General features: G+C 64.0%; 16 protein-coding genes, 1 tRNA gene and 1 pseudogene. 12 read left to right on the top strand and 6 right to left on the bottom strand.

Annotated elements, in window-relative coordinates; all coding sequences use genetic code 11:
- Positions 1-122 precede the first annotated feature (122 nt).
- The 4 genes from SE91_RS22425 (at position 123) to SE91_RS22410 (ending at position 3986) form a co-directional block, all read left to right on the top strand.
- Positions 123-197: transfer RNA gene (locus SE91_RS22425), tRNA-Gln, on the top strand.
- 347 nt (positions 198-544) lie between these two features.
- A complete protein-coding gene (hpaE, locus tag SE91_RS22420; protein WP_061849151.1) occupies positions 545-2062 on the top strand; it encodes a 5-carboxymethyl-2-hydroxymuconate semialdehyde dehydrogenase in 1518 nt (505 codons plus the stop codon).
- A 30-nt stretch (positions 2063-2092) separates the two neighbouring features.
- Entirely contained in the window at positions 2093-3073 is a 981-nt protein-coding gene (gene hpaD / locus SE91_RS22415; RefSeq protein WP_061849150.1) for a 3,4-dihydroxyphenylacetate 2,3-dioxygenase, read from the top strand.
- Between the two features lie 43 nt (positions 3074-3116).
- The gene (locus SE91_RS22410) at positions 3117-3986 is read left to right on the top strand and encodes a fumarylacetoacetate hydrolase family protein (RefSeq protein WP_061849149.1); all 870 of its coding nucleotides are present in this window, start codon (positions 3117-3119) and stop codon (positions 3984-3986) included.
- Positions 3987-3993: 7 nt separating this feature from the next.
- Here SE91_RS22410 and SE91_RS22405 read toward each other — a convergent pair whose 3' ends face one another.
- Both SE91_RS22405 and hppD read right to left on the bottom strand, forming a co-directional pair.
- Positions 3994-4323, bottom strand: a complete 330-nt coding sequence (locus tag SE91_RS22405; RefSeq protein WP_283806317.1) for a Rieske (2Fe-2S) protein — start codon at positions 4321-4323, stop codon at positions 3994-3996.
- A 62-nt stretch (positions 4324-4385) separates the two neighbouring features.
- Positions 4386-5489 (bottom strand): annotated as a pseudogene (gene hppD / locus SE91_RS22400) (4-hydroxyphenylpyruvate dioxygenase).
- 138 nt (positions 5490-5627) lie between these two features.
- On the opposite strand from hppD, the gene SE91_RS22395 reads away from it, so the two are divergent.
- A complete protein-coding gene (locus SE91_RS22395; RefSeq protein WP_063921309.1) occupies positions 5628-6173 on the top strand; it encodes an Lrp/AsnC family transcriptional regulator in 546 nt (181 codons plus the stop codon).
- Positions 6174-6179: 6 nt separating this feature from the next.
- Here the strand turns inward: SE91_RS22395 and SE91_RS22390 are convergent, their stop codons facing one another.
- The gene (locus SE91_RS22390; RefSeq protein WP_082813781.1) at positions 6180-7127 is read right to left on the bottom strand and encodes a LysR substrate-binding domain-containing protein; all 948 of its coding nucleotides are present in this window, start codon (positions 7125-7127) and stop codon (positions 6180-6182) included.
- A gap of 147 nt (positions 7128-7274) precedes the next feature.
- Between SE91_RS22390 and SE91_RS22385 the strand changes: the two genes are divergently transcribed.
- From SE91_RS22385 to SE91_RS22375, 3 genes are all read left to right on the top strand, one after another.
- Positions 7275-9026, top strand: a complete 1752-nt coding sequence (locus SE91_RS22385) for an acyl-CoA dehydrogenase family protein (RefSeq protein WP_061849146.1) — start codon at positions 7275-7277, stop codon at positions 9024-9026.
- A gap of 5 nt (positions 9027-9031) precedes the next feature.
- Positions 9032-9817, top strand: coding sequence for a 2-keto-4-pentenoate hydratase (locus SE91_RS22380; RefSeq protein WP_061849145.1), 786 nt, complete (start codon positions 9032-9034; stop codon positions 9815-9817).
- A 68-nt stretch (positions 9818-9885) separates the two neighbouring features.
- A complete protein-coding gene (locus SE91_RS22375) occupies positions 9886-10197 on the top strand; it encodes an enoyl-CoA hydratase-related protein (RefSeq protein ID WP_245318492.1) in 312 nt (103 codons plus the stop codon).
- Positions 10198-10246: 49 nt separating this feature from the next.
- Here SE91_RS22375 and SE91_RS22370 read toward each other — a convergent pair whose 3' ends face one another.
- Positions 10247-11134 (bottom strand): VOC family protein, encoded by an 888-nt coding sequence (locus SE91_RS22370; RefSeq protein WP_061849144.1) that lies wholly within the window; start codon positions 11132-11134, stop codon positions 10247-10249.
- Positions 11135-11350: 216 nt separating this feature from the next.
- Between SE91_RS22370 and groES the strand changes: the two genes are divergently transcribed.
- From groES to SE91_RS22355, 3 genes are all read left to right on the top strand, one after another.
- Positions 11351-11665, top strand: a complete 315-nt coding sequence (groES, locus tag SE91_RS22365; RefSeq protein ID WP_061851246.1) for a co-chaperone GroES — start codon at positions 11351-11353, stop codon at positions 11663-11665.
- Between the two features lie 36 nt (positions 11666-11701).
- Positions 11702-13321, top strand: coding sequence for a chaperonin GroEL (gene groL, locus SE91_RS22360; RefSeq protein ID WP_061849143.1), 1620 nt, complete (start codon positions 11702-11704; stop codon positions 13319-13321).
- A gap of 80 nt (positions 13322-13401) precedes the next feature.
- A complete protein-coding gene (locus SE91_RS22355) occupies positions 13402-13737 on the top strand; it encodes a hypothetical protein (RefSeq protein WP_156489725.1) in 336 nt (111 codons plus the stop codon).
- 372 nt (positions 13738-14109) lie between these two features.
- On the opposite strand, the gene rpoH is transcribed toward SE91_RS22355, so the two are convergent.
- Positions 14110-15000 (bottom strand): RNA polymerase sigma factor RpoH, encoded by an 891-nt coding sequence (gene rpoH, locus SE91_RS22350; protein WP_061849141.1) that lies wholly within the window; start codon positions 14998-15000, stop codon positions 14110-14112.
- Positions 15001-15466: 466 nt separating this feature from the next.
- Here rpoH and SE91_RS22345 point away from each other — a divergent pair, with 466 nt between their 5' ends.
- The gene (locus tag SE91_RS22345) at positions 15467-15925 is read left to right on the top strand and encodes an NADH dehydrogenase ubiquinone Fe-S protein 4 (protein WP_061849140.1); all 459 of its coding nucleotides are present in this window, start codon (positions 15467-15469) and stop codon (positions 15923-15925) included.
- 318 nt (positions 15926-16243) lie between these two features.
- On the opposite strand, the gene ftsH is transcribed toward SE91_RS22345, so the two are convergent.
- Positions 16244-18085: an ATP-dependent zinc metalloprotease FtsH gene (ftsH, locus tag SE91_RS22335; RefSeq protein ID WP_061849138.1), complete on the bottom strand. Its 1842-nt coding sequence runs from the start codon at positions 18083-18085 to the stop codon at positions 16244-16246.
- Between the last annotated feature and the right edge of the window lie 194 nt (positions 18086-18279).

Genomic DNA, 18279 nt, shown 5'->3' with positions numbered 1-18279 from the left:
TCCGCCCCGTGTGGTATTTTGCCCCTCCAGGCGGTTGAAATGCCGCGCCGCTCCCTATAGACCGGCAGCGACCGAAGGGAATCCGCGGCAGCTCGATCTGCCGCCGTTCGCCGGTCTTCAGTTGGGGCGTAGCCAAGCGGTAAGGCAGCGGATTTTGATTCCGCCATTCGGAGGTTCGATCCCTCCCGCCCCAGCCAGAAGCTTCGGTCCCTATGAATCTGCTGACGAAAACCGCGCCGGTCGGGGTCGCAGCGCTGCGGCGCACCGCAAAGGGTGTCCGTGAGCGTCACGCTTGTCGTCGATGCGCGTCAGCTGCATCTGCTCGATCGAGCCGACGTTTGAGCTCCCTGGAACTGCCTTGAGCGAAGTCCGCGCTGTCGCGAAAGGTCTTGACAGGCGGCACAATACTTAACATGTTAAGTATATCGGTCGGCGCCCAAAATTGGCGCGCGAGAGCTGCGACGTCATTGTCCGTGGCTTTGCGAAAACAAATAGAGGTCGCTGCCCGCGTGCGGCGCTGCAAAAGCAGAGGGAGTGAACCGTCATGTCCAAGCTCCAGGAGAATATCGACAAGGCGGAGCGTCATCTTGCCCGCTTCAAGGAGAAGGGCGTGCTCAACCGCATCGGCGGTGAGGACATCCCAGCTGCGGACAACGCGACTTTCGAAACGATCTCTCCGATCGACCTCAAGCCGCTCGCGAAGATCGCGCACGGTAAGGCCGCGGACATCGATCGGGCCGCGAAGGCTGCGCAGGCCGCGTTTCCGCAATGGGCCGAAACGTCCGGCGATGCGCGAAAGAAGCTGTTGCACAAAGTGGCTGACGCCATCGTCGCCCGCGCCGAAGAGATTGCCTTCGTCGAATGCATGGACACCGGCCAGTCGCTGAAGTTCATGGCCAAGGCGGCGCTACGGGGTGCCGAGAATTTCCGCTTCTACGCCGACCGCGCGCCCGAGGCGCGTGACGGCAAGTCGCTTCGCACCGATGGCCAGGTGAACATGACGACGCGCGTGCCGATCGGCCCGGTCGGCATCATCACCCCCTGGAACACGCCGTTCATGCTGTCGACGTGGAAGATCGCGCCGGCGCTCGCGGCCGGCTGCACCATCGTGCACAAGCCGGCCGAATTCTCGCCGTTGACCGCGCGTCTGCTGATCGAGATCGCGGAGGAGGCCGGCCTGCCTAAGGGCGTCTGGAATCTCGTCAACGGATTCGGCGAGGATGCCGGCAAGGCCCTGACCGAGCATCCGCTGATCAAGGCGATCGGCTTCGTCGGCGAAAGCCGCACCGGATCGATGATCATGAAGCAGGGTGCCGATACGCTGAAGCGCGTTCATTTCGAACTCGGCGGCAAGAACCCGGTGATCGTGTTCGCGGATGCCGACCTCGAGCGCGCCGCAGACGCGGCAGTGTTCATGATCTACTCTCTCAACGGCGAACGCTGCACCTCGTCCTCGCGTCTTCTCGTCGAGGCCAGCATCTACGACAAGTTCACCTCGATCGTCGCGGAGAAGGCAAGCCGCATTAAAGTCGGTCACCCGCTCGATCCGGAGACCGTCATCGGTCCGCTGATCCATCCGGTTCACGAGAAGAAGGTGCTCGACTACATGGAGATCGGCAGGTCCGAGGGCGCGACGATCGCGACCGGCGGCCGCAAGGTCGACGGTCCCGGTGGCGGGTGCTACGTTGCCCCGACGCTCTTTACCGGCGCCAACAACCGGATGCGCATCGCACAGGAGGAAATCTTCGGGCCGGTGCTGACGGCGATCCCGTTCAAGGACGAGGCGGAAGCGCTCGCGCTCGCCAACGACGTCCAGTACGGCCTTACCGGTTACCTCTGGACGGCCGACGTCACGCGCGCCTTCCGCTTCACCGATCGGCTTCAGGCGGGCATGATCTGGGTGAATTCGGAGAATGTCCGCCATTTGCCGACGCCGTTCGGCGGCGTGAAGAGCTCCGGTATCGGCCGCGACGGCGGCGATTGGTCGTTCGATTTCTACATGGAGACGAAGAACGTTGCCTTCGCGACGACTGCGCACAACATCCAAAAGCTAGGCGGCTAAGCGCTCCGCAACAGACCTGAGGAGGACACCATGGCTTTGCCTGCGCCCAACCTTTATCCGCCCTTCAACATCGTGCGTCTCAGCCATGTCGAATTCGGCGTGACCGATCTTGCGAAATCACGGGCCTTTTATGTCGACACGCTCGGTTTGCAAGTGACCGACGAAAGCTCCGATGCGATCTATCTTCGGGCGATGGAAGAGCGCGGCCACCATTGCATCGTCCTGAGGAAGTCAAACAAGGTCGAAGCCCGTGATCTCGGCTTCAAGCTGTTCAGCGAAGAAGATATCGACAAGGCCGTCCACTTCTTTAGGGGTAAGGACTTGCCGGTCGAATGGGTCGAGCGTCCCTATCAATCGCGAACGTTCCGCACCCGCGATCCCCATGGCATTCCGCTCGAGTTCTATTCCAGGATGGACCGGCTGCCGCCGATCCATCAGAAATACGCCCTCTACAAGGGCGTGAAGCCGCTGCGGATCGATCACTTCAATTGCTTCTCGCCCAACGTCGACGAATCCGTCGCCTTCTACAATGAGATCGGCTTCCGCGTGACGGAGTACACGGCCGACGAGGAGACCGGCCGGCTCTGGGCGGCCTGGACCCACCGCAAGGGCGGCGTTCACGATCTCGCCTTTACCAATGGCCGCGGCCCGCGCCTGCACCACACCGCGTTCTGGGTGCCAACCCCGCTCAACATCATCGACCTTCTCGATCTCATGGCGACCACCGGGTGGGTGTCCAACATCGAGCGTGGTCCAGGCCGCCACGGCATCTCGAATGCCTTCTTCCTCTACATCCTCGATCCCGACGGCCACCGCATCGAGATCTACTGCTCGGATTATCAGACGGTCGATCCCGACCTCGAGCCGATCAAGTGGGACCTGAAGGATCCGCAGCGGCAGACACTCTGGGGGGCGCCCGCGCCGAAATCCTGGTTCGAGCATGGCAGCCTGTTCGCCGGGGTTCAGCCGCGCGACGCCGAATTGGCGGCGCAACCCATCGTCGCCCCCTGATCGGGCATTCGCATCTCGTCTGATTGCGTGAGGAAAGTGCCCCATGTCTCGCCCGAAATTCGTCAGCTTCACCCGCAACGGCACATCCGGCTACGGGCTCCTCAGCGATCAGGGCGTCGTCGACTTGTCCGGCCGTCATGGCAAGCGTTGGCACACCTTGCGTCAAGTGATCGAAGCCGGTGCGCTGGTGTCCCTGGCCGAGGAAAGCGCCGCGTTGCCGGCCGATTTTCCGGTCGGAGAGATCCGCTACGAGATCCCTGTGCCGGCACCGGAGAAAATCATCTGCGTCGGCGTCAACTTTCCCGACCGGAACGAGGAATACAAGGACGGGCAGGCGGCTCCCTCAAATCCTTCGCTCTTCCCCCGCTTTCCGCGCTCGTTCACGGGCCACGAACAACCGCTGCTTCGTCCTCCGGAGAGCCTCCAGCTCGATTATGAAGGCGAGATTGTCATCGTGATCGGCAAGGGCGGTCGCAGGATCGCGCAGAGCGAGGCGCTCGGCCACATCGCCGCGCTGTCGCTGTGCAACGAAGGCACCATCCGCGATTGGGTGCGGCACGCCAAGTTCAACGTGACCCAAGGCAAGAACTTCGACCGCACCGGCTCGATCGGCCCCTGGCTCATTCCTTATGTCGACGAGAGCCAGCTTGCCGACGTCAAGCTGGAAACGCGCGTCAATGGCGAGGTTCGCCAGCAGGACCGCACCAGCCGCATGATCTTCTCCTTCCGCAAGATCATCAACTACATCTCGACATTCACGACGCTGGTTCCCGGCGATGTCATCGTGACCGGCACGCCGACGGGCGCCGGCGCGCGTTTCGATCCGCCGATCTGGCTGAAGCCCGGCGATGTCGTCGAGGTGGAGGCGGAGGGCATCGGTATCCTCCGCAACACCGTTGCGGATGAGGCGTGATCGCAGGTCAAGCCGCTGATGCGGCATGGACGCGAATTTGGCCGTCGTCATCCACGACGATCGGAATGGCATCGAGCGCGCAGTTCAGGCCTAGTCCCTCGACGCCGATGCCGTCCTGAACGCGAAATCCAGCGCTGTGATTGGTGCACCGAAGCACCGTGCCGTCCGCGCTCAGCACGTTGTCGCCGCGATGATCGAGCGGCAGGTACTGATGCGGGCATGCATTGACATAGGCCGCGAGCGTGCCCGCCGACCTCACGACCAGGATCGGAAAATCAGTCGGGCCAAACTTGATGGATTTGAAGCTCCCTTCGCCAATGTCATGGGCGTCGCACAGGATGGCACCTTCGGCCGGAGCGCCGCGATAGCTCTTCCATGCGTCGGATATGGCTGCCTCCTTCAGGACGCCTTCAGCACGCCGCGCTGAATCTGATCGGCCTCGATGCTCTCGAACAGGGCCTTGAAGTTGCCCTCGCCGAAGCCGTCATCGCCCTTCCGCTGGATGAACTCGAAGAAGATCGGGCCGATCACGGTCTTGGAGAAGATCTGAAGCAGGATGCGCGTCAGCCCGCCATTGACGACGCCTTCGCCGTCGATGAGGATCCCGTGCTTGCGCATACGCTCGAGCGGCTCGGTGTGGCCCTTCACGCGATCGAACGACTTGTCGTAGTAGATCGCGGGCGGGCCGGGCATGAATTCGAGCCCACGGCCGGCGATGGCGTCGGTCGCCGCATAGATGTCGTCGGTGCCGACGGCGATGTGCTGGATCCCCTCGCCCTTGTACTGGCGCAGATATTCCTCAATCTGGCTCTTGTCGTCGGCGCTCTCGTTGATCGGGATGCGGATCTTGCCGCAGGGCGACGTCAATGCGCGCGAGGTCAGGCCGGTCAGCTTGCCGGAGATGTCGAAATAGCGGATCTCGCGGAAATTGAACGTCCTGCTCTAGAACTTGTACCAGGTGTCCATGTTGCCGCGCATGACATTATGGGTGAGGTGATCGAGATAATAGAATCCCACGCCCTTCGGGGTCGGATCGACTTCGCCGGTCCAGTCATATTCGGTCGAATAGGGCGAGCCCTTCGCGCCATAAGTCTCGACCAGGTACAGCAGCGATCCGCCGATGCCGACGACGGCCGGCACGTCGAGTGACTTGTCGTTGCCGGTATATTCTGTGCCGCCAAGTTCGAGGACGCGCTTCAGGGCGTGCTTGGCATCGACGACGCGCCATGCCATCGCCGGCGCGCAAGGTCCGTGCTCGGCGACGAAGCGCGCGGCGTGGGAGTTCGGCTCCCGGTTCAGGACGTAATTGATCTTGCCTTGGCGCCAGACGGAGATGTCCTTGGTCTTGTGCCGGGCGACCTCGGTGTAGCCCATCTGCTCGAACAGTCTGGCGAGCTTCTGCGGCTCCGGATGGGCGAACTCGACGAACTCGAAGCCGTCCGTGCCGGCCGGATTGGCTGCCGAAATCGTGGCGGGTGGGGCATCGTGCGGGAAGGGGCCCAATGTCGCGCTCCTGAAAAGGGATTGATCCGGTGAGAAATATACTGCCGGCCTGCTGCACGATCTCCGCAAAATCTGCTCGACAAAGACGTACTATGCGTGAATCATGCAAGGAATTGCTGCTAGCTGCATGGATCACGCATGGATCAGTTCGACGTCAAATTGCTGCAGGCGCTCCAGTCCGACGGCCGCTTGTCGAATTTCGAGCTGGCCGACGTCGTCGGCTTGTCGGCCTCGCAATGCTCGCGCCGCCGCGCCGCGCTCGAGAATGCCGGTACGATCGAAAGCTACCATGCTCATCTCGATGGTGAAGCGCTCGGGCTTGGCATCGTCGTCTTCGTGCAGGTGACGCTCGCAACGCACTCACCGGACAATTCAAGGCGCTTCCTCAAGCTGATCGAGAGCCTCGAGGAGGTGCAGGAGGCGTACGCTCTCACTGGCGAGGCGGACTACCTCATCAAGGTGACGATCACCGACCTGAAGGCTTTGTCACGCCTGCTCAACGAAGTGTTCCTGCCGCACGACAGCGTTGCGCATGTGCGCTCGTCCATCGTTCTCAATCGGTTGAAGCAGACGTCCCAATTGCCGCTGGGACATCTAATGCCTGCCGACAAGAGCAAGGCAGGCGGTTCGCGGTCCCGAAGTAGCGCTCGTTCCCAAGTCAAGAGATCGATGAAGGCCAAGTAAACCGGTTCACGCCAAAATAGGAGGGCCTCCGGGCGCGCGCTTTCGAGTGGATTTCCTGGCTGGCGCCTTCTTCGTGCTCTGCTGGTTGCAGGCTTCGCACAGCCATGTGGTGAATGCGGCGACGGCGGGGTCGTCCGCCATGCGCTGTTCGTACTCGAGCACGAAGAGACGCCGCGTCGGGCGGACGACGTGATGTGCCTTGACGAGATCGAGCTGCGCAAGATCGGTTGTGAGCAGGCTCTCGATCGCGATGACCGCGCCGAGCCCGGCGGCCGCAGCTTCGATGGCGAGGCCGAGGTTCTCAAAGCTGCTGCCGGCCCGGACCGGTACTTTCGTGAGCTGGGCGTGGTCGAGCCAGCGGCGCCAATCGTCCGGCCGCGGCCTGTTGTGCAGCAGCGGAACGGACGTGAAGTCCAGCGCGCCATCCTTTAGCAGAGTTGGCGAGCAGACCGGCACGGTGGCGATCGGCAGCAGCGGCCGGGTGACGAGCCCGGCCCGCGGTTGTCCGTCCGAGACGGCAATGACGGCATCGTAGCGGCTGGCAAGAAGATCGACCGGATTGGCGCTGGTGTGCAGATCGATCTCCAGCTCGGGATGCGCGGCCATGAGCGCCGGCCATATCGGCAGGAGAAAACGCGACAGGAAGAAACCGTAGACGCCGACTGACAGTCGTCTGAACTGCCGCAGGTGCAGGCCTTCGGCGGCATCCGCAATGCGGTCGAGCGCCTCGCGGGTGGAATCGGCGAAGGCTTTGCCGGCCGAGGTCAGGACCAGGCCGCGTGATCCCCGCAGGAACAGCGCGGTGCCCATGCGCACTTCGAGCGCGCGCACGTGCCGGCTGACCGCACCGACCGTCACGTTCAACTCGTCGGCGGCGCGTGTGATCGACAGATGTCGTGCGGCCGCTTCGAATGCCCGCACGGCATGCAGTGGAGGAAGTCGTCGTGAAGCCATGATCGTGCGCCTCGCGGGATGGTCGCCTTGAGTTTCGCTCAAGGCGCCCGCCCAAGAAGTCGTTTGCGCCGAGCGCTGTCAAGCCATACCCGAACGCTGGCCCGGGGTCCGCCCCGCCCAAGATACGTCAGTCCGGAGAGGAAGCTCATGACCGTTCATGCCGTTTTGGCCCGTCGCGAAGCGTCGTCCAAGCGCTCGATGGCGTTGGCGCCGACCTGTCGTGGGCTGAATTACTATTCCATCGACCGGAGCGCTCGGGACCTGCTTCCTCTCTACATGGACGCGCCATTGCTGGCGCATCTTCAGCCGCATCTACACGAGCTCGGCGCGCTCGCCGGCAGCAGGCTTCACGACCTGTCCGATCAAGCCGAGCGCCATCAACCCGTCCTGCATTCCCGCGATCTCTATGGCCGCGACGAGGAGTGGGTCGAGTATCATCCGGCCTATCGCGAAATGGAACGGATCGCGTTCGGACAGTTCGGCATGCACGCGATGTGCAACCGCGGTGGCGTGCTGGGCTGGCCTGCGGCGATGCCGCCGATCGCGAAATATGTGTTTCACTACCTGTTCGCCCAGGCCGAGTTCGGTCTGCTCTGCCCGGTGAACCTCACCGACAGTTCTTCTGAGTTGGTCCGCCGTTTCGGCAGCGCCGAGCTTCACGAGCGCTATCTTTCGCGGATGTGGAGCCAGGATCCGGCCACGCTGCTCAAATGCGCGCAGTTCATGACGGAGAAGGCCGGCGGCTCCGACGTCGGCGCGGCCGAACTGATCGCCGTGCGCGACGGCGCGCAGTGGAAGCTCTATGGCGAGAAATGGTTCTGCTCCAATGCGGACGCGGAGCTTGCCGTGCTGCTGGCGCGGCCGGAGGGCGCAGTGGCCGGCGGCCGCGGCCTCGGCCTGTTTCTGATGCCGAAGACGCTGCCGGATGGCAGCCGCAACGCCTACCGGATCATGCGGCTCAAGGACAAGCTCGGCAGCCGCACCATGGCGAGCGGCGAGATCGTGTTCGACGGCGCGGTGGCCTATCAGCTCGGAGAACTCGACCAGGGCTTGAAGCACATGCTGGTGATGGTGAACTCCAGCCGCGTCTCGCATCTGGCACGTGCCGCCGGCATGATGCGTCGCTGCCTCAACGAGGCGCTGCAGGCCTCCCGTCACCGCAACGCCTTCGGCCGCGCGGTGATCGATCATCCCCTGATGCGCCGGCAGCTCGTCAAGCTGATGGTGCCGACCGAGCAGGCGCTGTCGGCGCTGCTCTATTCGGCGACCGCTCCGGAGCAGGTGCTGCGACTGTTGACGCCGATCGTCAAATACCGGGCCTGCCGCGACAACGTCACGGTGGCGACCGGTGCGATGGAGGCGCGCGGTGGCAACGGCTATATCGAGGACTGGCCGAATGCACGGCTGGTGCGCGATGCCCATCTCGGCCTGATCTGGGAAGGCACCAGCAACATCAATGCGCTCGATGCCGTGCAGCGTGCGGTTGGAAAGGTCGGCGCGCATGCCGCCTTGCGTGGCGATCTCCTCTCCCGGCTCGGTGACATGCAAGGCATTCCCGGTCAATTCCGCACGCGTCTCGACGGTGCGATCAATGGCGCGCTGCGTTTCGCGGAAGAGGTCGCGTCCCGTAAGGAGAACGAGCGCTTCTGCCGTGCCGCTGCCGGCAAGCTCTATCATGCCGTCACCGCCGCGCTGTTCATCCAGGAGGGCTTGCGCCTCGGTGCTTCCGGCGGCGATGCCCGCCGCCTGCTGCTCGCCCGCGTCGTGCTGGAGCATCGCCTGCAAGAGACGAACGTGCTGAACCTGGAGGGCCAGCGTTGGGAGGACGAAGCCATCGACTTGCTGCTGGATGATGCCCCGGTGCCGCTGTCGCGCGCGGCCGAGCTCCTGGTGAGGTAAACGAGATGGACCAACTGGCCCAACGTGAGCTTGCCCGCCTGCTCGCAACCCTGCGCCGCGAAGGGCGCCAGCAGAGCGGCCTCGACCAGCGCCTCGTGCCGCCGGACAAGCCGACCGCTTATCGTATCGCGCGCATGGTCGAGGAGGAGCTCGGCTGGACCGTTGCGGGCTGGAAGATTGCGGCGATGAAGGAGGGGTTGCAGCGCGAGCTGCGCACGGACTCGCCGATCTTTGGCCGGGTTTATGCTCCAGGCATCAAGCCATCGCCAGTGACGGTCGAACATGCACGCCAGTGCAGTCCCATTCCGGAAGTCGAATACCAGGCGCGGCTCGGCACGGATCTTCCACCGCGAGAGGCGCCTTACAGTGTCGCCGAAGTCGAGGAGGCCGTCGTTTCGCTGCATCCGGGCGTGGAGTTGGCCGAGTGTCGCTTCGTACATGATGCCGCGTTTCCTCCTCTGCCCGCCATCCTCGCGGATGGAGCCGGCAGCGGGACGGTTGCATACGGTCCGCCGATCGAGAACTGGCGGGGGCGCGATATTGCCGACCAGGAGGTCGTGCTGACCTGCAACGGGACACTGCGGCGGAAGGGCAGTGCGGCGGTCGCGCTGGATCATCCGATCGTACCGGTGACATGGCTCGCCAACGAACTGTCGCGGACCGGCATCGGCCTGAAGGCGGGGCAGATGATCAGCACCGGCACGTTGACGGGAATGTTGAGGCCGAAGGCCGGCGAGACGTTCGTCGCTGATTTCGGACCTTTCGGCAGCGTGACGGTGACATACGCGTGATCTGATCGAACGGTAAATCATTTGCCGGCGCTATGGAGAGCGCGAACTGGTGGCGCTCGACGGGGAGCATGACGTTGACGTCCGCGGCTCTCGTCTCTTGGCGCGCGCAGCGTGCCCGTGAGATCGGCCTCGTCCAGGAGATCATGCCGGCGGGGCAGCAGGTCGCCCGCGCCATGGAGATCGCGGGGATCATCGCCCGCAACGCACCGCTCGGCATTCAGGTCACCAAGGAGGCGGCTGCGACATACACCGAGCAGGGCGAGGCGGCCGCAATCGCCTGCATCCCGGCGATCCGTGACCGCGTGCTCAAGAGCGCCGACGCGCGCGAGGGCATTCAGTCCTTCATCGAGCGGCGGCCCGCGGTGTTTCAGGGGCGGTGAGCCAAATCCGTTGCGAGCGGCCCGTTCGCGATCACGGGGGCCGCGCTGCCTATCCCTCGTACTGATCAGGACCCATCGCCCACGATGCCTCATCGTGGCCGAACGCATAGTTCCGGTTGTTGATCCCCGGATTGCGGTTGACCATCGGACGCATGAACATCGGGTGGGTGGCGCTGCGCACCTCGTGCTCGACGGTGAAGAGATGCCTGCCGCTGTCGAGCTCGACGATGTCGCAGAACCGGTACTGGTATTGGTTGTCCTCGCGGGAGATCAGCTCGCGCGCCAGCAGCTTCTTGTAGGGGCCGGAGAAGTCGGTGATGTACATCTGCACGTGATGGCCGTCATAGTCGCCCTGCGGCCGGTCGGTCTCGCGAAATAGCAGGTGCTGGTCGCGGCCCGTCTGCACCGCGGCAACCCTGCCGTCGCCGTCTAGCAAACTCGCGGGCATGCCCATGATCTCAGGATAGAACGCGCAGATGCCGGCGGCCGAGCCCACCGGCACGTCGAACTCGACATAGGGAATGCCGAGCGCGATGCGTCCGAAGCGCGCGGCGTCCGGCTCGTAGCAGCGCAGGCGGTTGCCCCAGGGGCAGATCGCCGCGACATGGTCGTTATGTTCGGCAAAGGCGAAGGCCGTGCCTTCGAGCTTCTTTGCGACCGACGACAGCCGCGCCAGCAGCGCCTCGCGGCCGGCGATGACCAGCCCGATGTGACCGCGCAGCACCTGCGGCCTGCCGCTCGGCAGATGAAATTGGCTCCGCCCCACGTTGATCCACATATTGGTGTCGGAGACCATCAGATAGGGATCGCGGGTGAGCCCGAGCCCGGCGACGTAGAACAGCGCGGCCAGGCGCTGGTCCGGGACCTGGACGTTGACGTGCTCGAAATGGATCGCGTTGCCGAGATCTTCTGCGGAGCGATCGAACTTTTGCGGCATGGCTGGGCACTTCTCGCTGGGGGCCGATGCAGCTCATACTAGAGCAGAAATTCCGCCAGCCGAAACCCGCTCCTCCCTAGCCGCTCAAGCGAGGCAAAAATTTTTTGGCGAGCCCTCTTGAACGGAAATTGACCCGCTCCTAGTTCGTTTTCCGCCCGGGGGCCGGTTCCGGACCCGGATTTTGGACATCGCTGAACCTACTCAAGGAGGATGTGCATGCATTTCCGCCCGTTGCACGACCGTGTGCTCGTGCGCCGCATCGATGCCGAGGAAAAGACCGCCGGCGGCATCATCATTCCGGATACCGCCAAGGAGAAGCCGCAGCAGGGCGAGATCCTCGCCGTTGGCCCAGGTGGGCGCAACGAGCAAGGCCAGCTCGTGCCACTCGACGTCAAGATCGGCGACCGGGTGCTGTTCGGCAAGTGGTCGGGCACCGAGGTCAAGATCGACGGCGAGGAGCTCCTGATCATGAAGGAAAGCGATCTTCTCGGCGTGGCCGAACAGGCCGGCACGCTGAAGAAGGCTGCGTAACACTGACAGTCATCGCATAGAAAGGAGTTTGCAAACATGGCTGCCAAGGACGTGAAGTTCGCGACCGAGGCCCGCGAGCGCATGCTGCGGGGCGTCGACACACTGGCGAATGCGGTGAAGGTCACGCTCGGTCCAAAGGGACGCAACGTCGTCATCGAGAAATCGTTCGGTGCGCCCCGCATCACCAAGGATGGCGTCACCGTCGCCAAGGAGATCGAACTGGAGGACAAGTTCGAGAACATGGGCGCTCAGATGGTCCGCGAGGTGGCGTCGAAAACCAATGATCTCGCCGGAGACGGCACCACCACGGCGACCGTATTGGCGCAGGCCATCGTCAAGGAAGGTGCCAAGGCCGTCGCGGCCGGCATGAACCCCATGGATCTCAAGCGCGGCATCGACCTTGCCGTGGATGCCATCGTGTCCGATCTCAAGTCGCACGCCAAGAAGGTCACCTCGAACGACGAGATCGCCCAGGTCGGCACCATCTCCGCCAACGGCGATACCGAGATCGGCCGCTTCCTGGCGGAGGCCATGCAGAAGGTCGGCAACGAGGGCGTGATCACGGTTGAGGAGGCCAAGAGCCTGAACACCGAGCTCGAGGTGGTCGAGGGCATGCAGTTCGACCGCGGCTACGTCTCGCCCTACTTCGTCACCAACGCCGAGAAGATGCGGGTGGAGCTTGAGGATCCCTATGTGCTGATCCACGAGAAGACGCTGTCCGGCCTGCAGACGATGTTGCCGCTGCTCGAGCAGGTCGTGCAATCCGGCAAGCCGCTGCTGATCATCGCCGAAGAGGTCGAGGGCGAGGCGCTGGCGACGCTGGTGGTCAACCGCCTGCGCGGCGGCTTGAAGGTTGCCGCCGTCAAGGCGCCCGGCTTTGGTGACCGCCGCAAGGCGATGCTGGAGGACATCGCGATCCTCACTGGTGGCACGGTGATTTCCGAGGACCTCGGCATCAAGCTCGAGAACGTCTCCGTGAAGATGCTGGGCCGCGCCAAGAAGGTCGTGATCGACAAGGAAAATACCACCATCGTCGACGGGGCCGGTGCCAAGAAGGACATCGAGGCGAGGAGCCAGCAGATCAGGGCTCAGATCGAGGAAACCAGCTCGGACTACGACCGCGAGAAGCTTCAGGAGCGCCTGGCCAAGCTCGCGGGCGGCGTCGCGGTGATCCGTGTCGGCGGCGCGACCGAGGTCGAGGTGAAGGAACGCAAGGACCGCGTGGACGACGCCCTGCATGCGACGCGGGCTGCCGTCGAGGAAGGCATCCTGCCTGGCGGCGGCGTCGCGCTGCTGCGCGCCTTCAAGGCGCTGGACGGGGTCAAGACCGCCAATGCCGACCAGAAGGCCGGCGTCGACATCGTGCGCCGCGCCATCCAGGTGCCCGCCCGCCAGATCGTGCAGAATGCGGGTGAGGACGGTTCCGTCGTCGTCGGCAAGCTGCTTGAAAACGAAACCTACACGTGGGGCTTCAATGCCGCGACCGGCGAGTACCAGGACATGGTGCAGGCCGGCGTGATCGATCCTGCCAAGGTGGTGCGCACCGCCTTGCAGGACGCGGCCTCCGTGGCTTCGCTGCTCATCACGACCGAAGCGCTGGTCGCCGACAAGCCGAAGAAGGCGGAAGCGGCGAGCGCTCCCGCCATGGACTTCTGAGACGAAAGAGCCCGGCCGAACGGCCGGGCTCTTTCCCGAACTCTCAACCGGATCTGTTTTCGAACGATAGGAGGATGGAGATGACCGAGAATCATACTTTCTCCGCTCGCGCGGAGAACACCCGCAACATGCTGCGGCACCTGGCAGCCATGGCCGTCGGTGCCGGCCTTTCGCTGGTGCCATTTGCAGCCTATGGCGCCGAGAGCCCCAGCTCTGGCCGGAGCACAGCCGACACTTTCGAACGGTTGACGCTGCCGCCGATCCCATATCTCGACACGATGCCATGGGCGAACTGGGAGCGGGCGAACGCCACCATCAAGGTCGATACGCTGCTGTCGCCGGTTCTGGGGCCATCGGGCATCCGTCTCGATGTCACGCCGCCGCATCGGGACCGGCCACAGCCTGCGATGAGCTGACATGGAGCGGCCCCGGCGAGGCCGCTCCGGTTTGCTCTCAGGGTTGGAGTCGGGCCTTGCTGCTCCCGCAAGTCTGAAAGGAGGATGATCAGAGATGAGAGGCCTTATCGCTGCGGTTGCCCTGTTGGGCATGGTCAATGCGCTCCAGGCCAAAGAGGCGGCCACGCTGCGCAGCGACGCGCGCAGTTCGGCCGTGCCCGCCGGGCAACTCGCGACCAATTCCGCGGCAACGTCACGGGACGATGTCGAAAGAGGCCGGCAAGATCGGCGCCGAGGCGCTGACTTTTCGGCCGAGCGTATCGTCCCGAGCATCTGTAGAGGATGCTGACCGGCCTTGGCCGGTCAGCACATGATTTGCGCTGATCTTCCGATCTAGTGTGAGGCCGCGGGGTTCGGATCGGCCAGGTGTGCGCAGACCTTCGCCCTGATCCGTTGCAATGCGCGCTGCTCGATCTGCCGGATGCGTTCGCGCGAGATGCCGAATTTGCCGGCGAGGTCCTCCAGCGTCTTCTGCGGCTCGTCCAGATAGCGCGCCTTGATGATGCTGTGCTCGCGTGGCGATAGCACAGCAAGGGCGTCCGCGATGGCGGTTTTCTCGCGTTCGCGATCGCTCGCCTCCAGCAGCAGGCTTTCGGGATCGGGGGAGGGATCGACGAGGCGGTCCTGCCATTCCTCGCCTTCGGTATCGATGCTGAGTGGCGCGTTGAGCGAGATGTCGCCGCGCAGCCGGCCATCCATCTCGATCACGTCGCCTTCCCTCACGTTGAGGCTGCCGGCGATCTGCTTGAGCTGGTCGGCGCGCAGATCACCGTCCTCGGACACGCCGAGCCTGCTCTTCAGCTTGCGAAGGTTGAAGAACAGCTTCTTCTGCGCCGCCGTGGTGCCGAGCTTGACGAGCGACCATGATCTAAGAATGTATTCCTGCACTGCCGCCCTGATCCACCAGGACGCGTAGGTCGCGAGCCTAAAGCCCTTCTCCGGATCGAACCGCTTCACGGCCAGCATCAACCCGACATTGGCCTCGGAAATGAGGTCGGCGATGGCAAGGCCGTAGCGGCGATGCTGGAGCGCGATCTTGGCCGCCAGCCGCAAATGGCTGGTGACCAGGCGGTAGGCGGCATCAGGGTCGCCGCGATCGCGCAGGCGGCGGGCATATTCGGCTTCCTCCGGGGCCTCGAGCAAAGGAAAGCGATGGATCTCATTCAAATAGCGGGACAGTCCGGCTTCGGAATGGATCGCAGGGAGCGATGAGACGGCTAGCATCGCACACTCCTCACCGACAGTTCGAGCGAGACCGGGGCGTTGATGGGGGACGTGCCGAGAGCAGCGGCGCGAGCGCTGTGCGTTTGGCGGGCTGCGCAGTCCGAGTACAGATCGTTCTCATGTCCAAATCCTCCACAGAGCAAGATGGTCAGAACCACCGGATCGCCCGACGTCTGAGCCCAGCTTGGCGCCCAGACGCTCTCGGGCCGGTGGTGCCTCTAGAATTTGAAAATGGAAGGAATGTTCCAGCCCGAACGATGCTCGTCGATGATAGACGCCGGGCGATTGGCTAACGAGATACGTTGTCCCTTCTCTGCGGCAGCGGGTCTCTTGAATTGCGAGGCCTTCATTCTACCTTGCTCCCTGCGCGCGGTGGTCTGCGTGCACTGGTTTTAGTGATGCACCGGATCGCCTGGAAAGAAGCTGGTGTGGATTGGAGCCGGGCGTCTGGTATGTGGAGAGGTCCATGAATCTTGGCCGTCGACATCAGTCAACCGCTGCGGCGCGAGAGAGCGCGACCCCGCCGACGAGATCGCCTTTCCCGGCCGACGCGCACGCACTCATCTTCGAAGCGGCAGCTTCCGTCATGACCTCGGCCGGGCGGCGGAAAAGGCCGTGGAAGCTCCTGTTCGAACGCCGCTCGCCGCTGCGGATCGAACCTCTGATGGGTTGGACCGAGGACGACGATCCCCTGGCTCAGGTGGAATTGTCCTTTCCATCAGCGGACGCTGCGGTTGCTTATGCGCGACGCCAGGGACTCGACTATACCGTGCTCGGGCCGTCGGTTCATGAGCTGCACGTCGTCCCACGGATCCGCGCCGATCGCCGCACCGGGCCAGAGTGTCCGAGCGCAGGTGCCCGGCAGATCGGTGCTGCCGGGTCGGCTGCTCCCGCAGCGGAACGCGATCGCAAATTGGCTGCCTAGCAAGAGGACGCGGCGAACACGCATGCTCGGTTCGTGGGATGGACAATTACCGTGATCTCGTCAGCGCGGCTCTCGCGCTGTTTTGTGCCGGCGTGATGTTGGTGGCCGGCCATCTCTTGATCGAATGGCACGCCAGGCAGTCCGATCCCGGCATGGGATTGGAGGCCCCCAAGAGGGAAGGCCCGCCTTTGCCGGTGATCTCGAACGGTTCGCCATCGAATAGAAAGATGATCGAGCTTCCAGCGGCGCTCCGGCGGAAGCGGGACGCGTAAAGCCTTCTTGCGGCCCGGGGGGCGAATGCTCTTCTGATCGCGAACCTCAGATCGCGCGCAGCCCATCTTTGGGCATTTCCCGGATCAGCGCGTCGATGTCGCTCTGCTCCAGGGTTTCCTTCTCCAGCAGCTTCTTCGCAGCGCGGTCCAGGATCGGCCGCCGTGTGTTCAGGAGGCCCTGCGTGCGCTGAAACACCTGGTCGACGATCGCCTTCACCTCGCGGTCGACCGCGGCTGCGGTCTCCTCCGCATAGTCGCGCTCGCGGCCCGGATAGGGGCGGTCCGCGCCTGCCAGGAAGTTGCCGGGGTCGCGTTCATAGGCGACGCTGCCAAGTCTCTCCGACATGCCGTAACGCGTCACCATGCTGCGCGCGATGTCGGTCACCCGACGAAGATCGTCGGCCGCCCCCGTGGACAAATGGCCGAAGACGATCAGCTCGGCCGCGCGGCCGCCGAGCAGCACCGCCATCTTGTTCTCCAGCTCCTCCTTGGTCATCAGGAACCGGTCCTCGATCGGGCGCTGAATGGTGTAGCCGAGTGCGCCCACGCCGCGTGGGATGATCGAGACCTTGTGCACGGGGTCGGTGCCGGGCAGCGAGAGCGCGACCAAAGCGTGCCCCATCTCGTGATAGGCGACGATCTCACGCTCCTTGGCATTGAGCAGGCGGTTGCGCTTCTCGAGGCCGGCGATCATGCGCTCGACGGCATTGTTGAAGTCGCTCATGCTTACCGCCTCCGCCCCGCGGCGCGTTGCCAGCAGCGCGGCTTCGTTGACCAGATTGGCAAGGTCCGCGCCGGTGAAGCCCGGGGTCAATGCTGCGACCGTCTCCGCCTCGACATGTTTGGCGAGGCGCACCTTCTTCATATGGACCTTGAGGATCTCGATACGGCCCCGCTTGTCCGGACGGTCGACCAGCACCTGCCGGTCGAAGCGGCCGGCGCGCAGCAGGGCCGGATCGAGGATCTCAGGCCTGTTGGTCGCGGCGAGGATGACGAGACCGGAGCGCGAGTCGAAGCCGTCGAGCTCGACGAGCAGCTGGTTGAGCGTTTGCTCCTTCTCGTCATGGCCGCCGGCGAAGGGGCCGATGCCGCGGGCGCGGCCGAGCGCATCCAGCTCGTCGATGAAGATGATGGCAGGCGCTTTCTCATGGGCCTGCTTGAACAGGTCCCGCACCCGCGCGGCGCCGATGCCGACGAACATCTCGACGAACTCGGAACCCGAAATCGAGAAGAACGGCACCCTGGCTTCGCCCGCTACGGCTTTGGCCAGCAGGGTCTTGCCCGTGCCCGGCGGACCAACGAGCAGAACGCCTTTCGGCATGCGGCCGCCGAGCCGGCCGTATTCGGTCGGGTTCTTGAGGAAGTCGACCACCTCGCGAAGCTCGTCCTTGGCTTCGTCGACGCCGGCAACGTCGGCAAAGGTGACGCCGGTGTTGGACTCGACATAGACCTTGGCCTTGCTCTTGCCGATCGCCATCAGCCCGCCGCCGATCCCGCCGCCTTCGGCCATGCGGCGGCCGATGTACCACCAGAGCCCGAAGAACAGCAGCACGGGCATGACCCACGACAACAGGTCGCGGAGAAAGGTGCTCTCGATCTGCCCGGTGAAGCGGACGTTGTGTTTCTCCAGCTCCTGCGCGACGTCCTGGTCCACGCGCGTGGTGACGAATTGCTTCTGTCCGCCGGACAGCGGCTCCTTCAGCGTGCCCTGCAGCGTCCGGTCGGAGATGCCGACGGACTCGACTTTCCCCTGACGCAACAATTGCTGATATTCGCTGTAGGGGATCACGGCGATCTGGCTGGCCGTCGAGATGAGATGCTGGATCAAGAAGACCGCGAAGATTGCGGCAACGGCATAGCCGAGGTTGAAGCGGACATTCTTGTTCATGCGGAGCAGGTCCGATGTTGTTGCGCCACCGGGTCGCGTCGAGGCGCATGTTGCGCACGCGATGGGGGCCCGGGACGCGTCCGGACCTGCGTTGTAGCGAAGGAAACCTTTCCCTCCGTCTTCCGTTCCTGGCGCCGGAACGCGTCGATCGTTTCCGGGGCAGCGATAAGGCCCGGTCAAAGACCGGGCCTTAA

This window comes from Bradyrhizobium sp. DOA1 (assembly GCF_001593325.1).
In the GTDB taxonomy this organism is placed as follows: Bacteria; Pseudomonadota; Alphaproteobacteria; order Rhizobiales; family Xanthobacteraceae; genus Bradyrhizobium.
This window is presented reverse-complemented; position numbering and strand designations above follow the sequence as displayed.